This is a genomic window from Archangium gephyra (assembly GCF_042230915.1).
Lineage (GTDB): Bacteria > Myxococcota > Myxococcia > Myxococcales > Myxococcaceae > Archangium > Archangium gephyra_B.
On sequence record NZ_CP102578.1, the window covers coordinates 1,901,244 to 1,922,883 of the forward strand.

At 69.8% G+C, this 21,640-nt stretch carries 16 protein-coding genes and 2 pseudogenes; 8 read left to right on the forward strand and 10 right to left on the reverse strand.

What is annotated here, in order from left to right; genetic code table 11:
- Nucleotides 1-58: 58 nt before the first annotated feature.
- A complete protein-coding gene (gene rpoN / locus NR798_RS07620; RefSeq protein WP_375770765.1) occupies nt 59-1,573 on the forward strand; it encodes an RNA polymerase factor sigma-54 in 1,515 nt (504 codons plus the stop codon).
- Between the two features lie 112 nt (nt 1,574-1,685).
- On the opposite strand, the gene NR798_RS07625 is transcribed toward rpoN, so the two are convergent.
- The gene (locus NR798_RS07625; protein ID WP_375770766.1) at nt 1,686-2,282 is read right to left on the reverse strand and encodes a hypothetical protein; all 597 of its coding nucleotides are present in this window, start codon (nt 2,280-2,282) and stop codon (nt 1,686-1,688) included.
- Between NR798_RS07625 and NR798_RS07630 the strand changes: the two genes are divergently transcribed.
- Complete coding sequence (locus NR798_RS07630; RefSeq protein WP_375770767.1) at nt 2,281-2,991, forward strand: hypothetical protein; 711 nt, start codon at nt 2,281-2,283, stop codon at nt 2,989-2,991. The genes NR798_RS07625 and NR798_RS07630 overlap by 2 nt on opposite strands.
- Before the next feature lie 39 nt (nt 2,992-3,030).
- Here the strand turns inward: NR798_RS07630 and NR798_RS07635 are convergent, their stop codons facing one another.
- Complete coding sequence (locus NR798_RS07635) at nt 3,031-3,909, reverse strand: L,D-transpeptidase family protein (protein ID WP_375770768.1); 879 nt, start codon at nt 3,907-3,909, stop codon at nt 3,031-3,033.
- A 208-nt stretch (nt 3,910-4,117) separates the two neighbouring features.
- Here NR798_RS07635 and NR798_RS07640 point away from each other — a divergent pair, with 208 nt between their 5' ends.
- The gene (locus NR798_RS07640; protein WP_375770769.1) at nt 4,118-4,744 is read left to right on the forward strand and encodes a GNAT family N-acetyltransferase; all 627 of its coding nucleotides are present in this window, start codon (nt 4,118-4,120) and stop codon (nt 4,742-4,744) included.
- On the opposite strand, the gene NR798_RS07645 is transcribed toward NR798_RS07640, so the two are convergent.
- Together NR798_RS07645 and NR798_RS07650 are read right to left on the reverse strand one after the other, a co-directional pair.
- The gene (locus NR798_RS07645) at nt 4,683-5,828 is read right to left on the reverse strand and encodes a glycosyltransferase family 4 protein (RefSeq protein WP_375770770.1); all 1,146 of its coding nucleotides are present in this window, start codon (nt 5,826-5,828) and stop codon (nt 4,683-4,685) included. The two genes, NR798_RS07640 and NR798_RS07645, sit on opposite strands and share 62 nt — an antisense overlap.
- Before the next feature lie 22 nt (nt 5,829-5,850).
- Nucleotides 5,851-6,876, reverse strand: coding sequence for an NADP-dependent oxidoreductase (locus NR798_RS07650; protein ID WP_375770771.1), 1,026 nt, complete (start codon nt 6,874-6,876; stop codon nt 5,851-5,853).
- Between the two features lie 153 nt (nt 6,877-7,029).
- On the opposite strand from NR798_RS07650, the gene NR798_RS07655 reads away from it, so the two are divergent.
- The 4 genes from NR798_RS07655 (at nt 7,030) to NR798_RS07670 (ending at nt 13,527) form a co-directional block, all read left to right on the forward strand.
- Nucleotides 7,030-7,803, forward strand: a complete 774-nt coding sequence (locus tag NR798_RS07655) for a hypothetical protein (protein WP_375770772.1) — start codon at nt 7,030-7,032, stop codon at nt 7,801-7,803.
- A 100-nt stretch (nt 7,804-7,903) separates the two neighbouring features.
- The gene (locus NR798_RS07660; RefSeq protein ID WP_375770773.1) at nt 7,904-8,782 is read left to right on the forward strand and encodes an SDR family oxidoreductase; all 879 of its coding nucleotides are present in this window, start codon (nt 7,904-7,906) and stop codon (nt 8,780-8,782) included.
- Nucleotides 8,783-9,011: 229 nt separating this feature from the next.
- Nucleotides 9,012-10,034, forward strand: a complete 1,023-nt coding sequence (locus NR798_RS07665) for an alpha/beta fold hydrolase (protein ID WP_375770774.1) — start codon at nt 9,012-9,014, stop codon at nt 10,032-10,034.
- Between the two features lie 109 nt (nt 10,035-10,143).
- A complete protein-coding gene (locus tag NR798_RS07670) occupies nt 10,144-13,527 on the forward strand; it encodes a kelch repeat-containing protein (protein WP_375770775.1) in 3,384 nt (1,127 codons plus the stop codon).
- A 73-nt stretch (nt 13,528-13,600) separates the two neighbouring features.
- On the opposite strand, the gene NR798_RS07675 is transcribed toward NR798_RS07670, so the two are convergent.
- The 6 genes and pseudogenes from NR798_RS07675 to NR798_RS07700 all read right to left on the reverse strand — a co-directional run.
- Nucleotides 13,601-15,289 (reverse strand): hypothetical protein, encoded by a 1,689-nt coding sequence (locus NR798_RS07675; protein WP_375770776.1) that lies wholly within the window; start codon nt 15,287-15,289, stop codon nt 13,601-13,603.
- Nucleotides 15,290-15,560: 271 nt separating this feature from the next.
- A complete protein-coding gene (locus tag NR798_RS07680) occupies nt 15,561-18,548 on the reverse strand; it encodes a myxococcus cysteine-rich repeat containing protein (RefSeq protein ID WP_375770777.1) in 2,988 nt (995 codons plus the stop codon).
- A gap of 295 nt (nt 18,549-18,843) precedes the next feature.
- On the reverse strand, nt 18,844-18,996 hold the full coding sequence (locus tag NR798_RS07685; RefSeq protein WP_375770778.1) for a hypothetical protein: 153 nt from the start codon (nt 18,994-18,996) through the stop codon (nt 18,844-18,846).
- Nucleotides 18,997-19,013: 17 nt separating this feature from the next.
- A complete protein-coding gene (locus tag NR798_RS07690) occupies nt 19,014-19,544 on the reverse strand; it encodes a helix-turn-helix domain-containing protein (RefSeq protein ID WP_375770779.1) in 531 nt (176 codons plus the stop codon).
- Nucleotides 19,545-19,601: 57 nt separating this feature from the next.
- A pseudogene (locus tag NR798_RS07695) lies at nt 19,602-20,024 on the reverse strand (AAA family ATPase); the annotation flags it as partial.
- Between the two features lie 21 nt (nt 20,025-20,045).
- Nucleotides 20,046-20,277, reverse strand: a pseudogene (locus tag NR798_RS07700) (transposase); the annotation flags it as partial.
- Nucleotides 20,278-20,609: 332 nt separating this feature from the next.
- Here NR798_RS07700 and NR798_RS07705 point away from each other — a divergent pair.
- Nucleotides 20,610-20,816, forward strand: a complete 207-nt coding sequence (locus NR798_RS07705) for a hypothetical protein (protein ID WP_375770780.1) — start codon at nt 20,610-20,612, stop codon at nt 20,814-20,816.
- The last annotated feature ends 824 nt before the right edge of the window (nt 20,817-21,640 follow it).

A 21,640-nucleotide genomic window follows, 5' to 3' on the forward strand; every position in this document is an offset into this window, starting at 1 on the left:
CGGTCCTTGATGGCGGGCCGCCGTCGAGTCGATTGTTGAAACGGGCGGGAGATAGAGAATGGCGATGGAACTCAAGCAGAGCCTGAAGCTGTCGCAGCAGCTGGTGATGACGCCCCAGCTGCAGCAGGCCATCAAGCTGCTGCAACTCTCGCGGATGGAGCTGCTGGAGCAGGTCCGCGAGGAGATGGACCAGAACCCCCTCCTGGAGCAGCCCGAGGAGGCGCCCTTTGGCGACACGGCTGACAAGGAGCCGGGGGAGGCCTCGATGGAGGCCGCCAACACGGAGATGCCGGCGGGCGTGGAGGCCCGGACACCGGACGCGGCGCCCGAGTTCAAGGCGGATGGGGATGGCCCGCCGGAGATCGACTGGGAGGCCTACCTCAACAGCTACCAGTTCAACGAGCCGACGACCGCCTCCAACAAGGGCAACGTGGCGACCGAGGACATGCCGTCCTTCGAAGCCAACCTGGTGGAGAAGGAGGACCTGGCGGACCACCTCCAGGAGCAGCTCGGGACGCTGCGGCTCAACGAGGCCGAGCGGCGCGTTGGGATGCTGATCCTCGGCAACCTGGACCACGACGGGTACCTGAAGCTGGAGGATGTGGAGGGAGATCCCCTCATCCGCCTGGCCAACGAGGCGGACGTGCCCATGTCGGTGGCCGAGCGCACGCTGCGGCGCATCCAGAACCTGGACCCCAAGGGCTGCGCCGCCCGGGACTTGCAGGAGTGCCTGCTCATCCAGGTGTCGGCGCTCAAGGACAAGTCCGCGGCGCTGCTGGGCCTCATCATCAAGCGGCACATGAAGTACCTCGAGAGCAAGAACCTTCCGGCCATCGCGAAGGACTTGAAGGTGCCGCTCGAGGACGTGGTGGAGGCGTCCAAGCTGCTGCCGAAGCTGGACCCGAAGCCGGGCCGCAACTTCAGCGGGGACGACGCGCAGTACATCACCCCCGACGTGTTCGTCTACAAGATGGGCGAGGACGAGTACACGGTGGTGCTCAACGACGACGGCCTGTCGAAGCTGCGGATCTCCGGCATGTACCGCAGCGCGCTGAAGAGCGGCGGGGTGGGGCCTGGGCAGACGAAGGAGTTCATCCAGGAGAAGCTGCGCAGCGCGCAGTGGCTCATCCGCTCCATCCACCAGCGCCAGCGCACCATCTACAAGGTCACCGAGAGCATCGTGAAGTTCCAGAAGGACTTCCTGGACCAGGGCATCGCGCACCTCAAGCCGCTGATCCTCCGGGACGTGGCCGAGGACATCGGGATGCACGAGTCGACGGTGTCGCGCGTGACGACGAACAAGTACGTGCACACCCCGCAGGGCATCTTCGAGCTGAAGTACTTCTTCAACTCGTCCATTGCCCGCGTGTCCGGCGAGGACACGGCGAGCGAGGCGGTGAAGCACCACATCAAGCAACTGGTGTCGCAGGAAGATCCGCGCAATCCGTACTCGGACCAGAAGATCGTCGAGCTGCTCAAGGCGCAGGGGACGGAGATTGCCCGGCGCACGGTGGCCAAGTACCGCGAGGTGCTGGGCATCCTCCCGAGCAGCAAGCGCAAGCGCTACTTCTGAGCCCGGCTGTCCGAGCGCCCCATTTCCCCCAATATCCCCCAATATCCCCTCTCCCTCCGGGAGAGGGACGGGGTGAGGGTGTGGGAGGCCCCGGGTTGAGTCCCGGGCCTGCTCACTGCCGCAACCGCGGACTCCCGCTTTTCCGGCGGCGTAAGACGGCGGCCGCGAGCACGTGCCACCACGGGAGTGTGGAGCGGCGAGCAGGCACTCCGTTCACCAGGACCTGACGCCAGAGTCTCCGAACGGCTCCTTCGAATTCGCGGCGGCGGTCATCCGTGACGGCGTCGTAGCCGGCAATGTCGATGCGGATACGCAGCTTCCTGCGCGTCCACCACGACATGCCCATCGCGAGCGGCATCACCAGATAGTTGATGAAGGGCCCCGCGAGCCCGGGCCGGAAATCCTGGAGGTCGAGCGCGAGCCTCTCCTCCGCTCTTGCCAGCAGGGCAGCTGCATCCGCGCTTCCCGCCTGGCTGGAGCGCCGCAGGCCATCCAGCGGCTCGCCCACCGCGATGACCTTCCTGAATCCCTTCGGATCCGTGCTGAGCACGATGAGGTTGGGGAGCTCGCGCCGGTAGTCTCCGAGCTCGACGACGGCCTTGTCGCCCTCCACGCGGACAGAGAGGGTGGGATGATTCCGCGTCTCCATCAGGCCAGCATACCGCCAGCCATGCGCCGGCGAGCCGGCCCGTAAAGGAACTCGAGACATGTCTCTCCATCTCGCGCTGTTCGTGGTGACCCTGACGGTCGGGCAGGTTCAGTCAGAAGAGGATTTCGCGGCGGCGGACAAGGGGTGTGCCGGGAAGAAGCGCACCTCTTGCGCCAGGCTGGGCAAGATCATCGAGAAGGGAGACATCACCCTCGAGGAATTGGAGCACGCCCTGGAGACGCTGACGGCCGCCTGCGGCCAGAAGATCGCCGAGGCCTGTGCCGTCGCCGCCGTGGCGTACGACCAGGGCGACAGTGTCGAGGGCCGCGATGCGGAGAAGGCGCTGTCGTTCTTCAAGAAGGCGTGCGCCCTGAGCGACTCGGCGTCGTGCGCATCCGCGAAGCTCCTCGCCCGGGACCCGAGCAAGAGCGTTCAGGCGCAGCGGCAGGCGGAGGAGGCCAGGAAGGCGCTCCCGGCCGTCACCCGCGAGTGCCTGGAACTGCGCGCCCCTTCCTGCATCAGGCTGGGGGGGTTCCTCGAGGAGAAGGCACTCACGGGAGAGGACGCGGCCCGGGCGCTGGAGACGCTGAACACGGCGTGTGACAAGCAGCTCCCGCATGCCTGTGCCGGCGCCGCCAGGGCCTACAACCTCCGCGGAGACAGGGAGAAGGCGCTGATGCTCTACACGCGCGCGTGTGACCTTGGCGTGTCCGCCTCCTGCCTGGAGGCGAAGTTCATGCGCAAGATGGACGAGATTCTCGTGAAGTAGAGCAGGGGGGACGCCGGTGGAGTCACGTCCCTGTCCCGGCTACTTGCGCGAGGCCACGGCGTCCGAGAGGTCGGGCATGCCCGTCGGAGTCGCGGGCGGGGCGCTCAGGTTCGGGTCGTTGATGCTGTCGACGATGGCCACCATGTCTCCCACCTTCAGCGCGTCGTAGAGGGCGATGATGTCGGCGTTGTCGTGGCGGACGCACCCGTGCGACACGTCCTCGCCTTGCTGGGCGGGAGCGCTGGTGCCGTGGAGCTCCTCGCCCGAGCGGGAGCCATTGGCCCAGGAGAGGTCGATGATGCGAGGCCCGAAGACGTGGCCACCCCACAGCTTCTTGCCGAGGGCGTGGGACTGGGCCTCGTTGAGCTTGCCCGTCACCTTCTTCAGGCCGGAGTCCGTCTGGGTGGCGCGAGTGCCCACGGCATTGCCGAAGATGGACTGGAGCTTGCCCTGGGCGTCGAAGAGGAAGGTGCGGTGCTCGTTCTTCACCACCACCACGCGCACGGGCGTGCCCTTGTAGCGGGGCGCCGGCAGGTGCTGCGTCTGGCCCCGCTGTCCCGGAGCCGGGGCGAGCGCATCCAGGGCACGCAGGGTGGCGGCGTCCACCTTGCCGGTGGGCTGTACGGCGGGAAAAGCCGAGCGGGCATGCACCTGGAAGTTGCGCACCGCCTTGGCCGACTGCGCGCCAAAGGAGCCATCCACGCCCCCGGGCACGCTGAAGCCCATGTCCGCGAGGGCCTGCTGCACGGCGCGCACGCCCGGCCCCTTCGAGCCCGCCGCGAGCGAAGTCTGGCCGGTGAGCACCCCCGCCAGTTCCGGCTGGTTGACGAAGCGCTCGTTGCGCAGCGGGGCCTGGCCGCCCGCACCGGCTGCGGGCGCGGCGGAGGGAGTCGAGGAGCCAGTGGAATCAGCGGTCATGGTGCACCCGGTCCGGAAGGGAGTGGCTGGTCTCGAGCCTAAGCCAGATGGGCCGAGTCCTGTCAGGGGAGAGGTTCCGGGCGCGTTCGGGAGCAACTGGTCCGACTGTCGGACCAGTTGGCCCGCCGCGCCGCCGGAAGGTGCCTCGGCTTCTCCGACAAGGGCGGTGGCGTGAAGTCCCCCCGTGTTGTACGTGTCGCCCACCGACATGTCCTCGAACGATCCCATCCTCTACCGAGAGCCCACGCCCCTCGTCGTCCCTCCGGTGACGCTGGAGGGCCAGTCCGTCCGTCTGGAGCCGCTGGCCATGAGCCATGCGCCCGCGCTGGCCGCGGTGCTCGAGCCCGGCATCTTCGAGCACTTCAACGTGGTGCTGAGCACGCTCGGGGACGTGGAGGCGTACATCGCCGACACCCTGGCGGCCGCGGAGCGCGGGGTGGAGCGCCCCTTCGTCATCCTCGAGAAGGAGACGGGCTCGCCCGTGGGCAGCACGCGCTACCTGGACATCCAGAGCAAGCACCGCACCCTGGAGATCGGCAGCACGTGGTTGGCCAGGCGCGTGTGGCGCTCGCGGGTGAATACCGAGTGCAAGTACCTGCTGCTGCGCCATGCCTTCGAGGACCTGAAGGTCATGCGGGTGCAGCTCAAGACGGACCGGCGCAACGCGCGCTCGCGCGCCGCCATCGAGCGCATCGGCGGCCGCTTCGAGGGCATCCTCCGCCACCACATGCTGGTGCGCGGCGGCGTGGTCCGCGACACCGCCTTCTACGGCTTCATCGATACCGAGTGGCCCGAGGCGAAGAAGCGCCTGGAGTCGATGCTGGCCGGGCACTGAGCTCGAGCGCGTCCTCCAACAGGCGCACCCGCACCGAGGGCAGGTAGAGGCGCTCCGCCCGCTCGCGGCCCGCGTGTCCCAGGGCCCGCCTCGCTCCGGGGTCCGCCACCCAGCGCGCGAGCACCTCGGCGAGGGCCTCCGCCCGCGGTGCCACCCGGGCTCCACACGTCTCGTCGATGATCTCCCTCGCCCCGCCCATGTCCGTCGTCAGCACCGGCAGGCCCGCGTACATCGCCTCGACGAAGACGATGCCGAAGCCCTCGGGCACCACGTTGGGGTGGCAGAACACGTCCGCTGCGGTGAACAGCCTCGGGACGTCCGCGCGCTGGCCGAGGAAGCGCACCCGGTCCGTCAGCCCCCACTGCGCCGCCTGGGCGCGCAGGCGCTCCTCGTAGGCCCGCTCCTCCGGACGTTGCGCGCCTCCCACCACCAGGCACTCCCACGCCGCGTCCCGCCCCAGCCGCGCCAGGGCCTCCAGCAGCAACGCGTGCCCCTTGCCCGGCTCCATCCGGCTCAACTGGAGGATGAGCGTCGTCCCCTCGGCCACGCCCAGTTCCTGGCGCACGGCCTGGCGCATCTCGGGCTCCTTCGGGATGCGGTCCTCGACGGGGCAGCCGGCGACGAGCGGCGCGGGCCGGGGCACCAGCGCGGAGACGGACCCGGCCGTGAACTCCGAGTTGGTGAGCAGCGCATCCGGAGGGAACCGGGCCATCAGCCGGTCCAGCCGGTGGTGGGGGTCCACCTGGTTGTGCACGAAGAGCGCCTGCCGGTAGCCGAGCAGCGCCGGGGCCGCGACGAGCTTCAGCCACGTGGAGTGGTACACCACCAGCTCCGGGCTCCACGCGCGCAGCAGCCGGCGCAGCCGCAGCTGGGGCCCCACGAGCGTCCACGGCCGCCCCAGCCTCGCCGGGCCGAGCACCTCCACCGAGGCTCCCGCCTCCCTCAGCTCCGTGGCCAGCCGGCCCTCGAAGAACAGCGCGAAGCGGTGCTCCAGCCGCCGCGGCGACTTCGCCAGCGTCACGAGGAAGGTCTCCACACCCCCGTACAGGTTTCCCGCCGCCAGATGGAGCACTCGGCCGGCCACGTTGCCTCCCCGCCGCCGCGGCCTACCCCCTCCGCGAGGGCTCCGGCGCGACGCGAATCATCCGCTTGCCGATGTTCGCCCCGTGCAGCAGCCCCATCAAGGCCCGTGGCGCGTTCTCCAGCCCGTCGATGATGTCCTCGCGCACCTTCAGCCGCCCCTCGGCCACCCAGCCCGCCAGCGCCCGCTCGGCCTGCTTCCGCCGATCGTAGAAGTCCATGACGATGAAGCCCTCCAGGCGCAGGCGGCGGATGGCCAGCAGGCCCGGAACGCCGATCAGCCTCGGGGGCGGCGTGTCGGTGTCGAGGATGGACACGACGCCGCAGCACACGATGCGCCCGTGCTGCTTCATCCGCAACAGCGCCGCCTGGAACACCGCGCCCCCCACGTTGTCGAAGTAGACGTCCACGCCCTCGGGGCAGCAGTCCGCCAGCCGCTCGGAGAGGTCTCCGGACTGGTAGTCGATGGCCGCGTCGAAGCCGAGCTCGCCAGTGAGCCAGCGGCACTTCTCCGGGCCTCCGGCGATGCCGATGACGCGGCACCCGTGCAGCTTCGCGAGCTGCCCGGCGAACGAGCCCACCGCCCCCGCCGCCGCCGACACGAGCACCGTCTCCCCGGCGCGCACCCGTCCCACCTCCAGCAGGCCGAAGTACGCCGTCTTGCCCGTCACCCCGAGCACGCTCATCCAGTGGGACAGTGGCTCGCGCGGCTCCAGCTTGTAGAGCGCGTCCCCCGGGAGCACGGCGTAGTCCTGCCAGCCCCCCTCACACTCGACGAGGTCTCCGGGGCGGAAGCGCGGGTCCCTCGAGTCCACCACCTCGTTGAGCGTGAACCCGGCCATCACCTCGCCGAGCCTGATGGGCGGACGGTAGGTGGGGTCGGGGAACATCCACGCCCGGTTGGCGGGATCCAGGGAGAGATAGACGGTGCGCGTCAGCACCTCTCCGGGGCCGGGTCCGGGCACCGGGGTCTCCCGGTAGCCGAAGTCGGACTCCCGCAGCCGGCCCTCGGGCCTGCGTGCCAGGAGGAACTGGCGGTTGATGTCGGGCATGTCGTGCGTCTCCTTGGCGGTTCCCGAGAGGGAGGGGCAGGGGGGCGGCGTGTGATGGGCCACCGGGGGCGGGACGCGCCCGGCCGCCCGGTTGGAGCGGGAGGAGACGCCGCGGACCGGGCCATTCCGAAGGGTGGTGGTAGGGTGCGCGCGATGGCTTCCGCTTCGTCTCTTCGTCTCGCCCTGGGCGCGCTCGCCGCGTGGGGGCTCCTCGTGGGTTGTGGCCGCACCGTGGCCCAGCCCGCCACCCTCGTGGACCTGAAGGACCGCACCCTCAAGTTCACCCTCACCGACGTGGACTCGCTGGAGCGCGACTCGTCCGTCGGCGCGCACCGCTTCACCCTCGTCTTCTCCGAGGGCCTCTCCTGTGCCCGGCTCGCCGACGGCGTCACCGCCACCCTCAATGGCCAGCCCATGAAGCTCGAGCCCGGGGGCGTGCCTGACACCGGCGTCGGCGGGCGCGAGGTGTGCGAGCCGCCGCGCGCCACCTTCGACTTCGACCCCGAGCGCTGGGACAGCGAGCCCACCGAGGACCTCCGCGTCATCCTCCAGGACGACACCCATTCGGTGGTGCTCGTCCTGCGCGATGCCAAGGCCAAGCGGCGTTTCCTGCGCGAGAGCGGCTCCCCGGGCACCCTGCGGCGCGGGCAGACCTATGGCTATGTCTGGTTGCCCGAGACCGATGTCCTCCAGGCTCCCGCGCAGGCCAGCCTCATCCACAAGAACAGCGGGGCCCTCGGCATCCTCGACGTGCAGCAGGAGGGCAACACGGCCCGCTTCACCGTGCCCGCCGAGACCGTGGAGGGCCAGTACCTCCTGCGGATGAGCGGCACCGCCGTCGCGCAGGTGCTCTCCTGCGAGGGCGTGGCCGGCTGCGAAGGCGGCCTCTTCCACTCGGGCGACGTGGACGTCACCGTCAGCCCCTGAGCCCGCCCGCCTTCCTGGCAGGGGTTCCTCCTCCGGCGGTTGCCGGGGTCCAGCCCCCTCCCCACCGTGGGGAGGGTAGGCAACCCGAGAGGACCCCTCCATGGCTCAGAAGAATCCGCGCGTAGCAGGCCCCAAGCCCCCCATGCCCGGCCAGGAGCAGGCGCATCCTGGACTCGAGGGGCAGATGACCCCCGAGCCGGACTACGGCCTCACGAGCTACAAGGGGCTCGGCCGCTTGAAGGACAGGGTGGTGCTCGTCACCGGTGGGGACAGCGGCATTGGCCGCGCGGTGTGCCTGGCCTTCGCGCGTGAAGGCGCCGACGTGGCCTTCGCCTACCTCAACGAGGACCCGGACGCCGAGGTGACCCGCAAGGTGGTCGAGGACTCGGGCCACCAGGTGCTCGCGCTCAAGGGCGACCTCACCGACGAGAGCGTTTGCCGCCGCATCATCGAGGACACGGTGAAGCGCTTCGGCCGCATCGACGTGCTCGTCAACAACGCGGCCTACCAGGGCAAGAAGGTGGAGAAGTTCGAGGAGCTCACGGCCGAGCGCATCGAGCGCACCTTCCGCACCAACATCATGGCGATGTTCCACCTGGTGCGGTACGCGCTGCCGCACATGAAGGCGGGGGCCTCCATCATCAACACGGCCTCCATCCAGGCCTACCAGCCATCGCCGGGCATCCTCGACTACGCGTGCACCAAGGGCGCCATCGTTACGTTCACGAAGGGCCTGGCGCAGGAACTCATCGAGCGCGGCATCCGCGTCAACTGCGTGGCCCCGGGCCCGGTGTGGACGCCGCTCATTCCCCAGTCCTTCGATGCCGAGAAGGTGAAGAAGTTCGGCCAGCAGTCGCCCATGGGCCGGGCCGCGCAGCCGGTGGAGCTCGCGCCTTCGTACGTGTTCCTGGCCTCGGACGAGTCGCGCTACGTGAACGGCGAAATCCTCGGCGTCACCGGCGGACAGGTCCTCGCCTGAAGCCGCGGGGCCGCGCGTGAGAGGCGGCGGATTCGATTCCCGCCGCTTCCCCATGGCCACTCCTGTGTGGCGGGTCGTTCGCCAGGCGCGCGTGCGCCTGGATGCCGGTCCCCGAGCCGTCGCTCCCCGGGAGCCTTATGCATCCAGTGTGGCGGCCGCGGGTCATGTACCAGCGGCCATGCGCGCGCGCCGCGAGCTGGAGTTCGGCGCTCGCGGGGGGAGCGACCGTATGAGACATCTGGGAAAGACGCTGCCGTTTCGTGGGCCCGAGGGCACGCTCGTTCCGGACAGCATCGCCGAAGTGAGCTCTCCACGCCTCGGCGGGGTCGAGCAGTGGGTGATGATCCGCGGAGAGAGCCTGGCCAATCCGCCCTTGATCCTCCTGTATGGAGGTCCGGGGCTCACCGAGACGCGGCTGTTCCGGCACTTCAATGCGCCGCTCGAGAAGCGCTTCACCGTCGTCTACTGGGACCAGCGCGGCAGCGGGAAGTCGTACGACCCGAGGAGCCCGACATCGTCCATGACCGTCGAACGGTTCATCGCGGATCTCGACGAGCTGGTGGAGATGGTGTGCAAACGCCTCGGAAAGGACCGGGTGACGCTCTACGGGCACTCCTGGGGCTCCGTGCTCGGCGTGCTCTACGCCGCGCGCTTCCCACAAAAGGTCGCCGCGTACGTCGGGAGTGGACAGGTGGGGGACTGGGCGGCGGGCGAGGCGGCCTCGTATGCCTTCGCCGTCGCCGAAGCGGAACGTGCCGGCAATCGCAGGGCACTCAAGGCGCTCCGCGCCATCGGCCCGCCGCCGCACTCCGCTGAGAAGTTGTGGACGCAGCGCACGTGGCTGATGCGCCTCGAGGGGCAGCTCGGTCCCAGGCGCCTCTGGGACACGGCACGCATCTTCCTCAGCCGGCCGGAGTCGTCGATCTTCGATCTGCGCAACATCATGCGGGGGTTCCGCTCCTCTCTCGACGTGATGTGGGCCGAAGTGTCGAAGCTGAATCTCCTGACGCTCGTCCCCGCGTTGCAGGTGCCCGTGTTCTTCTTCCTCGGCCGCCGCGATCACTGGGTCCCCCCGGAGGGCAGCGTGGCCTACTTCGACGCGCTGATCGCACCGTCCAAGCGGCTCGTCTGGTTCGAGCAGTCCGGACACGAGCCGTTCGCCGATGAGCCGGACAAGTTCAACACCGCCATGGTGGAGCTGGTGCGGCCCGTCGTGGTGGCGCGAGGGCTTCAGGCGCAGCGCCCCTCCTGAGCCGCGGCCCTGAAGCCGATTTCCGAAATCTCCCAACCTGCCCCGCCGGACGTTGCCGCTTCCACCCGCCCCGCCGAGCTTGCCCGGCGTCTCGAAAGGGAGGGCAGCGATGCGGACCAGGTGGGGACAGCGGCGCGGCTGGAAGCTGAGCGGTCTGGGGCTGGTGGGACTGGTGCTCGTGCTCGCCTGTGGCGAGCCCCCGCCCCAGGAGCTTGCCCGCGCGGTGGAGGATGATGCGGAGGCAGGGTCCACCGCGCTCTCGAGCGAGCCGTCCCAGGTGGCCTCCGGGGATGAGCTGGACCTGGGCAGGACCGGGCTCCAGCTCCAGCCGTGGGCGCAGGGCTCGGCCTCGGTGGCGTCCGACGGAGCGGACCTGTACCTCGCCGTCTGGAGGGACGAGCGCTCGGGCGGCATCTTCGGCACGCGCGTGAACACGGCGGGCAAGGTGCTCGAGCCCACCGGCCTCGTCCTCAATCCGAGCGCGCGGGGCTTCGGGCCGGGTGGCCCCGTGTCCGTGGCCTTCACCGGGACGCATTTCCTCGTCGTGTGGCTGGATGATGTCGAGGTCTTCGCCATCCGGCTCCGGCGCGATGGCACCCGGGTGGACCCCGAGGCCGTCTTCCTCCGCCAGATCGACTCGGGCGGCGAGCCCTCCATCGCCTGCGACGGAGCCGGGCGGTGCCTCGTCACCGTGCTGGACATCGGCGGTGACGAGGAGAGCTCCGTCGACGCCCTCCTGGTGACGGATGGGCCGGGTTCCCTGGCGTTCGAAAGCTTCGGTGTGGCCGCGGGGCAGCTCGGTCAGCCGAGAGTGGCCTGGAGCGGCCGTCACTTCCTGGTGGTGTGGCCCGAGGAGCGTGAAGGCTCCAGCGACGTCCTGGGCGCGCGCGTGACGCCGGAGGGCACCGTGCTCGACAGCCCGGGCTTCGTGATCTCCTCCGCGAGCGGAGAGCAGCGCGAGCCCTCCGTCGGGCGGATGGGCGACCGGATGTGGGTGGTCTGGGAGGACACGCGCCGCGGAGAGAGCGACATCTTCGGAACCCGGGTGCGGGACGCGGAGGTGCTCGATCGGGATGGCCTCGCGCTCTCCACGGCGACGGGGCGGCAGCACGAGGCGCGCGTGGCGAGCGTGAGTGGCAGGGCCTTCGTCCTCTGGACGCATGAGGGGAGCAGCGGGCGCAGCCGCATCCGAGGCACGCGCGTGACGGCGGACGGGACGGTGATCAACCGCGCCGGCTTCCCGGTGTCGGCCGAGGACTTCGCGCGCGAGGAGAACGCGAACCTCGCCTGCGGGAGCGCGCAGTGCTTCGTGGCCTATCAGTCCCCCTCGCCGGCGGATGATGCGTCTGGCTTTGCCCGGAGCCGGTTCGTGCTGGGCACGCGGCTGACGCGCGGCGAGGGCGCGCTGGACTCGCCCGCGCTGGAGCTGTCCAAGGCGGCCCCGGCGCAGCGCTTCCCCGCGGTGGCCTGGGGAGAGGACAGCTTCCTGGTGGTGTGGCAGGAGTTCCGGGACGTCGAGGGCCCGACGCTGGTGGCCGCTCGCATCCGTCCCGATGGCCGGGTGTTGGATCGCCGGGGCATCGAGCTGCCGGGTGCCCCGGGCTCGACGAGCCCCGCCGTGGCCTTCGATGGTCACGAGTTCCTGGTCGTCTGGCAGGAGCCCCACCCCGGGGGCGAGGACATCCGGGGCGCCCGGGTGAGCGCCTCCGGCCGGCTGCTCGACCGCCGCGGCATCCCCATCTCCACCGCGCGAGTCCGCCAGCTCTCGCCCTCGGTCGCCGGTGGTGACGGGCGCTTCTTCGTGGCCTGGGAGGACACGCGCGACGGCGAGCTGGACAATCTGCGCTTCACCCCCTTCGGCGCGAGGGTGGGCGGCAATGGCCGGGTGTTGGATCCGGCCGGCATCCGCCTCGCGCCTCCCGACCGTTTCGGGCTGGAGCCCGACGTGGTCCACATGGGCGATCGCTTCCTCGTGGCGTGGAGCGGCGGCGGCCGCATCGAGGGCACGCGGGTGGCCTACGACGGCACGGTGATGGATCCGGCGGGCCTCGCGCTCTCGCCGCCCACCCCCTTCTTCGAGGCCTCGCCAGCGCTCTCCTTCGATGGCACCACGGCGCTCGCCGTCTGGACGAGGTTCGGGACGGAGATCATCGGCACCCGGGTGACGCCCGAGGGCGCCATCGTGGGCACGCCGGGCTTCACCATCGTCGAGGTGCCCCCGGAGGGGGGCTTCGTGGGCTTGCCGGACGCGACATTCGACGGCGTCCAGCACCAGGTGGTCTGGATGGACACGCGGTCCCCGGCGAGCCCCCTCAACCCCCTGAGCATCCGAGGCGCCCGGGTGGCGACGGACGGCACGGTGCTGGATCCGGGCGGGGTGCCGCTGCTGACGGAGCTCTTCAATGACTTCACCACGCCTCCGGCGATCGCCGCGGATGGCGAGGGCCACTCCCTGCTCGCGCACGTGCGGTTCATCGAGGATCCGGACGTGCACTCGTTCCGGCTGGTGGGCCGGCTCCTCGGGAGGGACTGGTCGGGGCAGTGGCGCTTCACGGGCCCCATGGGCGGTGGGCCTCGCGCGGGCCACATCGCGGCGCTGCTGCCCGATGGCAAGGTGCTCGTCGCGGGGGGACATGCCCAGAAACGCAGCTTCTTCCTCTCGTCGGCCGAGGTGTACGACCCGCGCTCGGACACCTGGCGCTCCACCGGCTCCATGGTCGAGGCCCGCCACAGCGCCAGGGCGGTGCTGCTGCCCGATGGCAAGGTGCTCGTCGTGGGGGGAGAGGGTTTTGCCCTCGTGCTTGCGACGGCGGAGTTGTACGACCCGGTCTCGGGCACCTGGCGCCGCACCGGCCCCATGCGCGACCCTCGCGAGGGGCACACGGCGACGTTGCTGCCCAACGGCAAGGTGCTCGTCGCGGGGGGACTCAACCTCGAGGGCACCCTCGCGACGGCGGAGCTGTACGACCCGGCCTCGGGCACCTGGCGCCCTACCGGCTCCATGGTCGAACCTCGCGAGGGGCACACGGCGACGCTGCTTCTCAACGGCAAGGTGCTCGTCGCGGGAGGAACGACGGCGGAGCTGTACGACCCGGCCTCGGGCACCTGGAGCCCTACTGGCGCCCCGCTCGAACCCCTCAGTGGCCCGGCGACGCTGCTGCTCGACGGCAGGGTGCTCGTCGCGGGGGGAACGACGGCACAGGTGTACGACCCCGCCTCGGGCACCTGGAGCGCGACCGGCGCCCCGCTCGAACCCCTCAGTGGCCCGGCGACGCTGCTGCTCGACGGCAGGGTGCTCGTCGCGGGGGGAACGACGGCGGAGCTGTACGACCCGGCGTCGGGCACCTGGAGCGTGACCAACCCGATGGCCATTCCTCGCGCTGGACACACCGCGACGCGGCTGCGTGACGGCAGGGTGCTCGTCGCGGGGACACCCGCCAACACGGAGGAGGAGATGGAGTCGGCGGAGCTGTACACGCCCGGCCCCCCGTGACCGCGCTGGCACGAAGGCGCTGTCCGGCACCGGCGAGTGGCGGCGGCTTCGATTTCCGCCGCGCCCTGGAGCGCTAACGCAGCTCCAGGTAGCGGCGGATGAGGCGCAGGCGGGCCCGCTCGAAGGCCTCGCCATCATCCGGCACCTTCCAGGCCGCGGGGATGAGCTCCCGGGCCACCTGGCGCGCGAACTCCGGGTCCCCCGCGTCGCTCACCAGCTTCAACCACTCGTAGTCCTGCACTCCCAGGCGGATGAGCTTGATGCGGATGGAGGGCAGCAGCACCGGGGTGCTCCCCCCGATGATGGACGGCAGCCCCGGGTAGAAGAGCGTCCCGTCCCCATTGCCGTTGAAGCGGAACTGGGTCGTCCACGCCGTGTAGAGCAGCCCCACCGTCTGGTAGTACAGCTCGCCGCGGGCGCCCTCGAGGAAGTCCAACCACTGCATGCCTCGCGCCTTGGTGGCCGGCCGGTCCACCATGTACGAGGGCCAGCCCTGGCCCGGCTGGTTCTCCGGGGGCGGCGGCTCGTCGGTGCTGCAGCCGTGGCTCGCACAGCTCTGGTACAGCCACAGCTCGCGGCCGGGCAGGGCGAGGAAGTCGTCGTACTTGGGACGTTGATCTCCCACGTACGGCGGCTCGGTGCCGTCGATGTGGTTCACCAGCACCACGAGGATGTCGATGAGCTCCAGCAACTCATGCCGCTCCAGCTCGGTGATGTTGGTGGTGAGCAGCGTGCGCAGGTCCGGTGCCGCCTCGCGCGTGAGGCTGGCACGCGCCCGTACCGCCTCCCAGGTGGTGCCATAGGGCGGCTCGTCCCCCACGTAGTCGAAGGAGCGGGACAGCCAGTCGCGCGCCCGGGCCTCGGCCTCGAACTCCGCGAGGCCCTCGGCGGTGCCCGGCCCGAGGTATTGCAGGCTCGTCATCCGCGCTCCCGGCAGGCGCGTGTCCGCTGTGCCCTCGAGGAACGGTCCCCAGCGGGAGTCGAAGGTGTCGTAGTCCGGCAGGTCCCACGTGGCCTGTCCCGGCGCGCGCGGGAAGCCGGTGGCCAGGGTGATGCGGTGGTCGAGCGCCAGCCGGTGGAAGCGCTGGAGCAGCGGCACCTGGGTGTCCACCGGGCAGAGGGGGTCCCCGGTGAAGGCCCGGCACACGTGCGGAGCCCAGACGAGGAAGGCGGTGCGCAGCGATGGAGTGGACGGCAGCACCGCGTCCACCACGGTGAGCTTCACCTTCACCTTGGCGCGGAAGCCGGTGCCCTTCACCTGGAAGACGCCGTGGTAGTTGCCCGGAGCCATGTCCGGGGGCACGCGGATGTCCACCCAGATGGCGCGCGTCTCGCCCGCGGGCACCTCGAAGGGGAAGGCCGCGCGCTTCTCCCCGACGCTCTCGTCCACGTCCGGCACCAGCCCGTCCGGCCAGCGCCCCGGCTCCGAGTCCTGCGTGGAGGGCCGGGTGATGTCCAGGAACTCCTCGCGGTAGAGGGTGACGTCCGATTCCTCGATGCGCTCCGGGGTGCCCTTGAGACCCGGCAGGCAGGCGCTCACGTTGCGCAACCCCGTCTCTCCTCCGTGGATGGCCACCTGGAAGGAGACGGACTCGTTGCGCGCGGCCACCAGGCTCAGCGAGGGCTGGACGCGCGGGGGTGTCCCGGGCCGTACCTTCACCATGGCGCTCTCGCCCCAGACCTGGGGACGGCCCTCGTGCGCCACGGCGGGAAGTGACAACAGCAGGAGCAGCAGTCCGAGTGAGCGTGCGAGAATCCTCATGCCGCGACAAGGTGGGAACGCGGCGCCCCCCCGTCGCCCAGCACCCGGGTAGGGGCCGGGCAGGCTCGGCCCTCTGTGCGCCGCTGAACGGGCAGTTCCATCCCCCGGCCTCTGGGGTCTGCCCGGCCGTCCTCCTTTTCATGATCCTCGACACGGCCTGGAAGAGCGGCAGCGCCTCCTACAGGTACAGGAAGGCGAATGGGGAGTGGGCCGAGGTCACGAACGTTCCCGTGAAGCGGGTTGCCTGAGCCAGTGGAAATGACTCCGGCCGTCACGGCCGCGAGGCGGCTTCGGTGCGCTCCGTCCAGCTCAGTCCCGCGAACATGCGGTAGGCCGGGGTGCCATATCCATCACCCAGCCCCATGCCCGCCCCCACGCTCAGCCCCCACTGACGGGTGAGGCCATGATGGAGCCCGACGGTCGCTTCGAGCGGATGCGCTGCTCCCGTCCTGCTCAGGGCTCGGGTTCCAAAGAGAGTGCCTTGCAGCCGCAACGGGTTCGCCCCACAGCTCAAGGGCGCCTCGAGGCCAAGCTTGTAGAGGAGCTCATGGCCCACCGTGAAGTTCGCGAGCTTCGCCTCGGGCCGGAGGTGGACTCCCAGGTTTCCGGAGACGCGCACCCACCGGTACCGCCACTCTCCCAACAGGCTCGGCTGGACCGCGAGCCCCGCCGAGGCCAGGTAGTGACTGGCCGTTCCGGGCAGCAGCACCGGCACGCTCGCGCCGAGCGAGAACCCGTTGCGCTCCAGCAGGAGTGCCTTGGGAACGACGCGCACATGGCCCAGGCCCCCGTGGGTGCCTCCGCTGCCGAGCTCCGGATGAATCGCCGAAGCGTCGTCCCCGCTCGTCAGGGATACCGGGACCGAGATGCCGAGCTCGAACCGGCCGAAGAGACCCACCGCACCATAGAAGTCCGCCGTGTAGAGCGAGTTCACCAGCCGATGGGTCACGCGGTTCTCGGGCGTCACCCCGATGTGGAGCGGATCATGGGCGTACTGGAGCATCAAGCCCGCGTTCCACTGAAGGTGCCCGGCGACGCGCGGGGACTGAACCACCTGGAGGTCGTGCGCCCCTGGAGCGGGCTTGAAGTTCTGCACGTCGAGCGACTGCGCCGAGGCCACGGAGGGCAAGGCCGCCACCGCCAGGATGGCCGTCTGGATGCGCCTCGTGTGACGGCGGCGGGAGTGCCACAACAGCCCCATCACCGTCAGGAAGAGGCTCCAGGTGGCCGACGGGCTGCCCGTGCTGCTGCAGCCGCCACCGTTGATCTGGACCCGGGTCGTCCCATCCAGCGGGTTGGTCCCCAGGCGCGCCTCGAGCGAGTCATCCAGCCCGTCGGCATCATCGTCCGTGTCGGCGTTGTTGCCCTGGCCGTCTCCGTCCGTATCCACCGACTCGTTCGGGTCGAGCGAGAAGGCATCGTCCGCGTCGGCGACCTGGTCGTTGTCATCATCGCCATCGCCAGCGTCGCACAGGCCGTCCCGGTCCGTGTCGAGGCCATCCGCCTCCGGGTGGAACCTGCCCGCGGCACAGTCGTTACAGGTGTCTCCATCGGAGTCGCCGCAGAGCCAGGGATCGGTCTTGTCGGAATCGTCCGAATCCATCACGCCGTCGTTGTCATCGTCCGTGTCGCCAGCATCGCACCGGCCATCGGCATCGGTGTCCAGGCCGTCCTCCGAGGGGTTGTAGCTGCCGCTGCCGCAGTCCTCGCAGGTGTCGTCGTCGGTATCCGAGCAGACGTTCGGGTTGGCGTCATCGGAGTCAGCGGCGTCCAGCGCGCCATCGTTGTCGTCGTCCGCATCACCCGCGTCGCACTGGCCATCGGCATCGGTGTCCGCGCCATCGGCCGCGGCGTTCCGGGTGCCGCTGCCGCAGTCGTCGCAGGTGTCGCCGTCCCCGTCCAGACCACACACCAGGCGGTTGGTGGGCTCACGGTCGTCCACGTCCAGCACGCCGTCGCCATCATCATCGGCATCGCCGAGGTCGCACTGGCCGTCGCTGTCGGAGTCCGTGCCGTCCGCCGCCGGATTGTAGGTGCTCTCCGAGCAGTCATCGCAGCTGTCCGCGTCCGAGTCGCCGCAGATGCCCGGGTTGTTCGGCTGGGGGTCGTTGGGGTCGAGCACACCGTCGCTATCCGTGTCATCCAAGCAGGCGAGGGCGTCGCTCGCGGAAGGCTCCAGGTTGATGGCATACAGGAAGGAGACCGTGCCACCCGCCGGGATGCTGGCGAACTTGAAGGCAATCGACATGGCCTGATCGGCGGTGACGCTCCCGCTCGTGTTGAGGCCGGTTCCATTCCAGACCGTGTCCGCGCCGCGGACGGCGAAGCCACCATGCGTGACGCGTGCGCGGGCGTCGTCTGCCACATAGGCCAGGTTGCTGACCACCAGGCCATTGGTCTGGCTCGCGGTGACCTGGGCGATGGACGACGAATCGCCCGGCTGGCTCACGATGGTGTTGGTCGTGACGTAGCTGCCAAAGCGAGTCTGATCATTGTCCGGATCGACCGAGCGCATGTAATAGACGTTGCTCAGGTCAGAACCCGTGGTGTTGGTGAGCGTCACCTTGATCCGGATGAACGCGCCGCCGTCCACGATGGTGTAGCTCTTCTTGACGGAGACGCCGCCCACCGGGCTCGACGAAGTCCAGTTCACACTCGCTCCACCCCGGTAGCCGCATGCGCCGACAGCCACGCAACTGCTCGCGCCAAAGCTGCCGGCAATCTCGGTCAGGGGGCCGCTGCGTGAGTTGTGATAGGACGTGCCATTCACCGTGATGCCCCAGGTTTCCTCGGGGGAGCCAGGTGTGAAGAAGTCGCCGTGATAGTTGGTCCATCCGGTCGACTCCGCATCCGACACGAAGCCGAGCTCGGTTCCCGGCGCGCTCGCGTTCGCCCGTGGGTGCCAGCCGGCCGGAGGCGCCACCTGTGAGCCGAAGGCCGCATTCGGGTTGAGGCCGATTTCGACGAAGTTGTTGCGCAGGAAGGTGCTACCGCCGCTGTCGAAGGTCTCGCATGCCCGGGGGAGACACGCTCGGCCCGCGATGCGGCAGACGTAACCCGGCTCGACGGCGCAAGACGACGAGCAGCCGTCTCCACTCGTCGCGTTGCCATCGTCGCAGCTCTCCATGCTTCCCACCGTTCCGTCCCCGCAGCTCGTCAGGAAGTCCTCGCGAGTCGTGAGCTCGGGCCCTTGGACGCTCCCGGCCTCCGCGAAGTCCGAGCTGGCCGGGCCACAGGCGGAGAGGAGCAGCGTGCTCACGCAGAGGAGCCACACGGCCAGGCCCATTCCGGCACGAGCGGGTGCCCCCAGCCCTCGAGCAACCTTGGGTGTGTGGAATGGGCTGAGCGGACGTCGGGTGGAGTGAGTCATCATGGTGCTGCTCCTTGCTGCTTCATTGCGTGATGGGTGGCAGGAATGGCCCTGCGGCCTCCCAGTGCACGCAATCCTTCCGGAAGCAGCCCCACGTCGCTGTGATCACTCCCACAGGATTCTGGTGAACCCAGACACGCAGGAGCGCCGTGTGACGCCGCTCACAGGATTTGGTTGAAGCTCGTCACAGCAGGTTCCCGGCGCGCTGCCCGTGGAACCTCATGAAGGGGCCCCGGTAGAAGAGCACGAAGAGGCCCGCGGCCATGAAGGCGCAGCTGGCGGCGAGGTGGAATCGGCGGAAGCTGTCGGGGGGCGCTGCATGGGACTCCACTGCCATGGGGCTTTGCCCGGGGGTCAGCCGTGCGCCGTCTGGCGAAAGCGCGACGGCGTCATTCCCGTGACCGAGAGGAACACCCGCGTCATGTGGCTCTGGTCACAGAAGCCGCTCTCCGCGGCGGCCGAGGCCAGGCTCTGCTGCTCCTCGATGAGCCGGCACGCGTGCAACATGCGCAGCCTGTGGACGAAATCACGGATGGAACCGCCGTGGTGGCGGCGGAAGCTGCGTGAGACGTGCACCGGGTGCACCCCCGCGAGCGTGGCCAACTGGTGCAGCGAGACCTGCTCGCGATAATTCACCCGCGGGCTCTCCTCGACGCGCGCGAGCCAGCGCGGGCGGCTCGCCGAGGGCTGCGGCCGGCGGATGAGGCCGTCGAGGAACTCGCTGATGGACTCCTCGCACTCGAGCGGATCGCGGTGCTCGCGGCGCAGGGACTTGAACAGGCGCAGCATCGCCCAGACCTCGGCCTCTCCGTCCAACGCCTGCACCGACCGCAGCCGGTGGTGGCGCCCCTCTTGAGGCCCCAGCAGGGCAGGGCTGACTTCCACGGTGAAGAGGGTGGTCCCCGGCTCGGAGAGCTCGTCGCGGTGCTGGAGGTTCTCGGCCTAGTTGCTCACGCTGACGATGGCGCCTTCCAACTCGGCGGGTTCGGGCGCCTCGTAGAGGCCCTCGATGAGGTCGAACATTTCCGGCGTCACCTCCATGGCGAAGGTCTCGCCCTTGGCGGTGTTGCGGCCGGCGACCCGGGCGCGGCGGACATCCTGCGGCGCGTCAACGAAGTGCCACTGCAGCGACAGGCCGGCGGCCTCGGCGATCTGGCTGATGCGCTCGCGGTCGGCGCGGCGCATCAGCCCGATGTCGAGGACCACCGAAGTCCCGGCGGCGACCACAGCGGCTGCCGTCGACCTGATCAGCGCCGCGCAGCGGCCGGCCCGCTCCAGCATCCACCGGAACTCGATGGGCCCGCGGACGTCGGGGCCGAAGAGGCGCGCGCCCCATTCGTCGAGGATGAAGGGGACGGCGCCCTCCCGCCGGGCTAAGGCGTGGGCGTAGGTCGTCTTCCCCGCGCCGCAGGGACCGAAGATGACGTTGAGTTTGGCCGCCATGATGACCTCGCCGGGTAAGTCCTCCCAAGGGATGCCGATCTTGAGCACGAAGAGGATGCCTGGCAAGCAGGCGCGATCATCCGCGGGCGGATGCCCCCTTTAGGTGAGGCGGATGCTTCGGGAGAAGTGGCTCGACGCAGGACCAGAGCGCGTCGGAGACAAGCTCGCGGGCCATGCACCCGACCTGTGCACGGCCCGCGTCCCTGGCCAGGTTTTGTCAGGCACTCTAACGCCCTCACTGAAGGAGCATTCCCATGCACCGACCCAGCTGAGCGTGCTCACCGCCGCCGCCCTCGCCGCCTGCTCGTCCCGAGCCACCCTTCCCCATGCCGCCGCGCAGACGGGCGAGCCAGCCGCCGTGCCACCCCGAGCTCCTCGCCATTGAGGCCGAGGTGAAGGACTCGAAGCGTTTCGAGGGCGGCTGGGCCTTCTTCAATTTCAACCAGCTCGGGCTACCGGCTGCTCCAGGCGGGACGGAAGCCAGCGGCGCTCGCCGCCTTCCAGCACGTGACGCGGACGTTTCCCGCCTCGGCCAACGACTGGGACAGCCTCTCGGCGGCCTATGAGGGCGCGGGCAACCTCGAGGGGGCGCGCAGTGCCTTGAACGAGGCGCGTAAGAGACTCGTGGAGGACAAGACGCTCGACCCGGCGCGGCGAGCCGCCCTTCAACGAGCGCTGGACGCGCGAGCCACCCGCCTGGCCGCGCCGAAGTGAGGCCGTGGCCGCGGCCGCTTACTGCTCTACGGAAATTTTCTCCTGTAAGTCTTACCGACTTGGGGACAGGTTCCGCCCCCCGGTGGAGGACAACCATTTGAAATCACGGGGCTTTATCCGTGGAGCGCGGCTGGCACGCGGGATGCTCTATCCCTTCAGCAAGAAGTCAGCGGGGCAGGGCGGGTGGGGTGGTCAGGGTAGGGCGGGGCAGGACGGGGTTGGGCGGGCTGGGAAGAGCACGACGAGCAGGACGGGCGGGTAGGACGGGGCAGGGCGGGTAGGACGGGGCAGGACGGGCGGGTCGGTCGGGGCAGGGTGGGGTCGGGTCGGTCGGGTTGAGCAGGGCAGGACGGGGTTGGGGACGGGGCAGGACGGGGTTGGGGGCGGTCGGGGGGCGGCGGGTCGGTTGGGGGGGTTGGACGGGGTCGGGAAGAGATCGAAGGGCAGGGCGTTATCGGGGGGCGGGTTGGTCGGGGTGGGGTAACGGGTAGGGACGCTTCGGGGGAAGCGCAGCAGTCTTCGGGGGCAGTACGGGGAAGTGGATCGGGGAGGCGCTACGGGGGTGGCGCCTCCCCGATTCTTTTTCCGGACTCCGTCTCACCCCTCCGGGCCAGGGACCTGCTCGATTCGTTGTATCCGGGTGAAGAGTTCGTGGAATCGGGGCCGTAGCTCTTACCGCCCTCGAGGCCGAGCCCACCCAGCCGCGCTCGGCAAACCCTCGAAATCACAAACACTTGCTGTTGGAGCCCTGCTGGCATGAGGGATGCTTCATCCCTTCCTCGAAAAGGTGGTGGGGCAGGACGGGTGGGGACGCTTCGGGGGAA

Coding starts and splice junctions, on each gene's coding strand:
- rpoN (WP_375770765.1), top strand. CDS start 59: ATGGCGATGGAACTCAAGCAGAGCCTGAAGCTGTCGCAGCAGCTGGTG.
- NR798_RS07630 (WP_375770767.1), top strand. CDS start 2,281: ATGTCTCTCCATCTCGCGCTGTTCGTGGTGACCCTGACGGTCGGGCAG.
- NR798_RS07650 (WP_375770771.1), bottom strand. CDS start 6,876: ATGCCCGACATCAACCGCCAGTTCCTCCTGGCACGCAGGCCCGAGGGC.
- NR798_RS07670 (WP_375770775.1), top strand. CDS start 10,144: ATGCGGACCAGGTGGGGACAGCGGCGCGGCTGGAAGCTGAGCGGTCTG.
- NR798_RS07635 (WP_375770768.1), bottom strand. CDS start 3,909: ATGACCGCTGATTCCACTGGCTCCTCGACTCCCTCCGCCGCGCCCGCA.
- NR798_RS07660 (WP_375770773.1), top strand. CDS start 7,904: ATGGCTCAGAAGAATCCGCGCGTAGCAGGCCCCAAGCCCCCCATGCCC.
- NR798_RS07655 (WP_375770772.1), top strand. CDS start 7,030: ATGGCTTCCGCTTCGTCTCTTCGTCTCGCCCTGGGCGCGCTCGCCGCG.
- NR798_RS07640 (WP_375770769.1), top strand. CDS start 4,118: ATGTCCTCGAACGATCCCATCCTCTACCGAGAGCCCACGCCCCTCGTC.
- NR798_RS07625 (WP_375770766.1), bottom strand. CDS start 2,282: ATGTCTCGAGTTCCTTTACGGGCCGGCTCGCCGGCGCATGGCTGGCGG.
- NR798_RS07675 (WP_375770776.1), bottom strand. CDS start 15,289: ATGAGGATTCTCGCACGCTCACTCGGACTGCTGCTCCTGCTGTTGTCA.
- NR798_RS07665 (WP_375770774.1), top strand. CDS start 9,012: ATGAGACATCTGGGAAAGACGCTGCCGTTTCGTGGGCCCGAGGGCACG.
- NR798_RS07685 (WP_375770778.1), bottom strand. CDS start 18,996: ATGGCAGTGGAGTCCCATGCAGCGCCCCCCGACAGCTTCCGCCGATTC.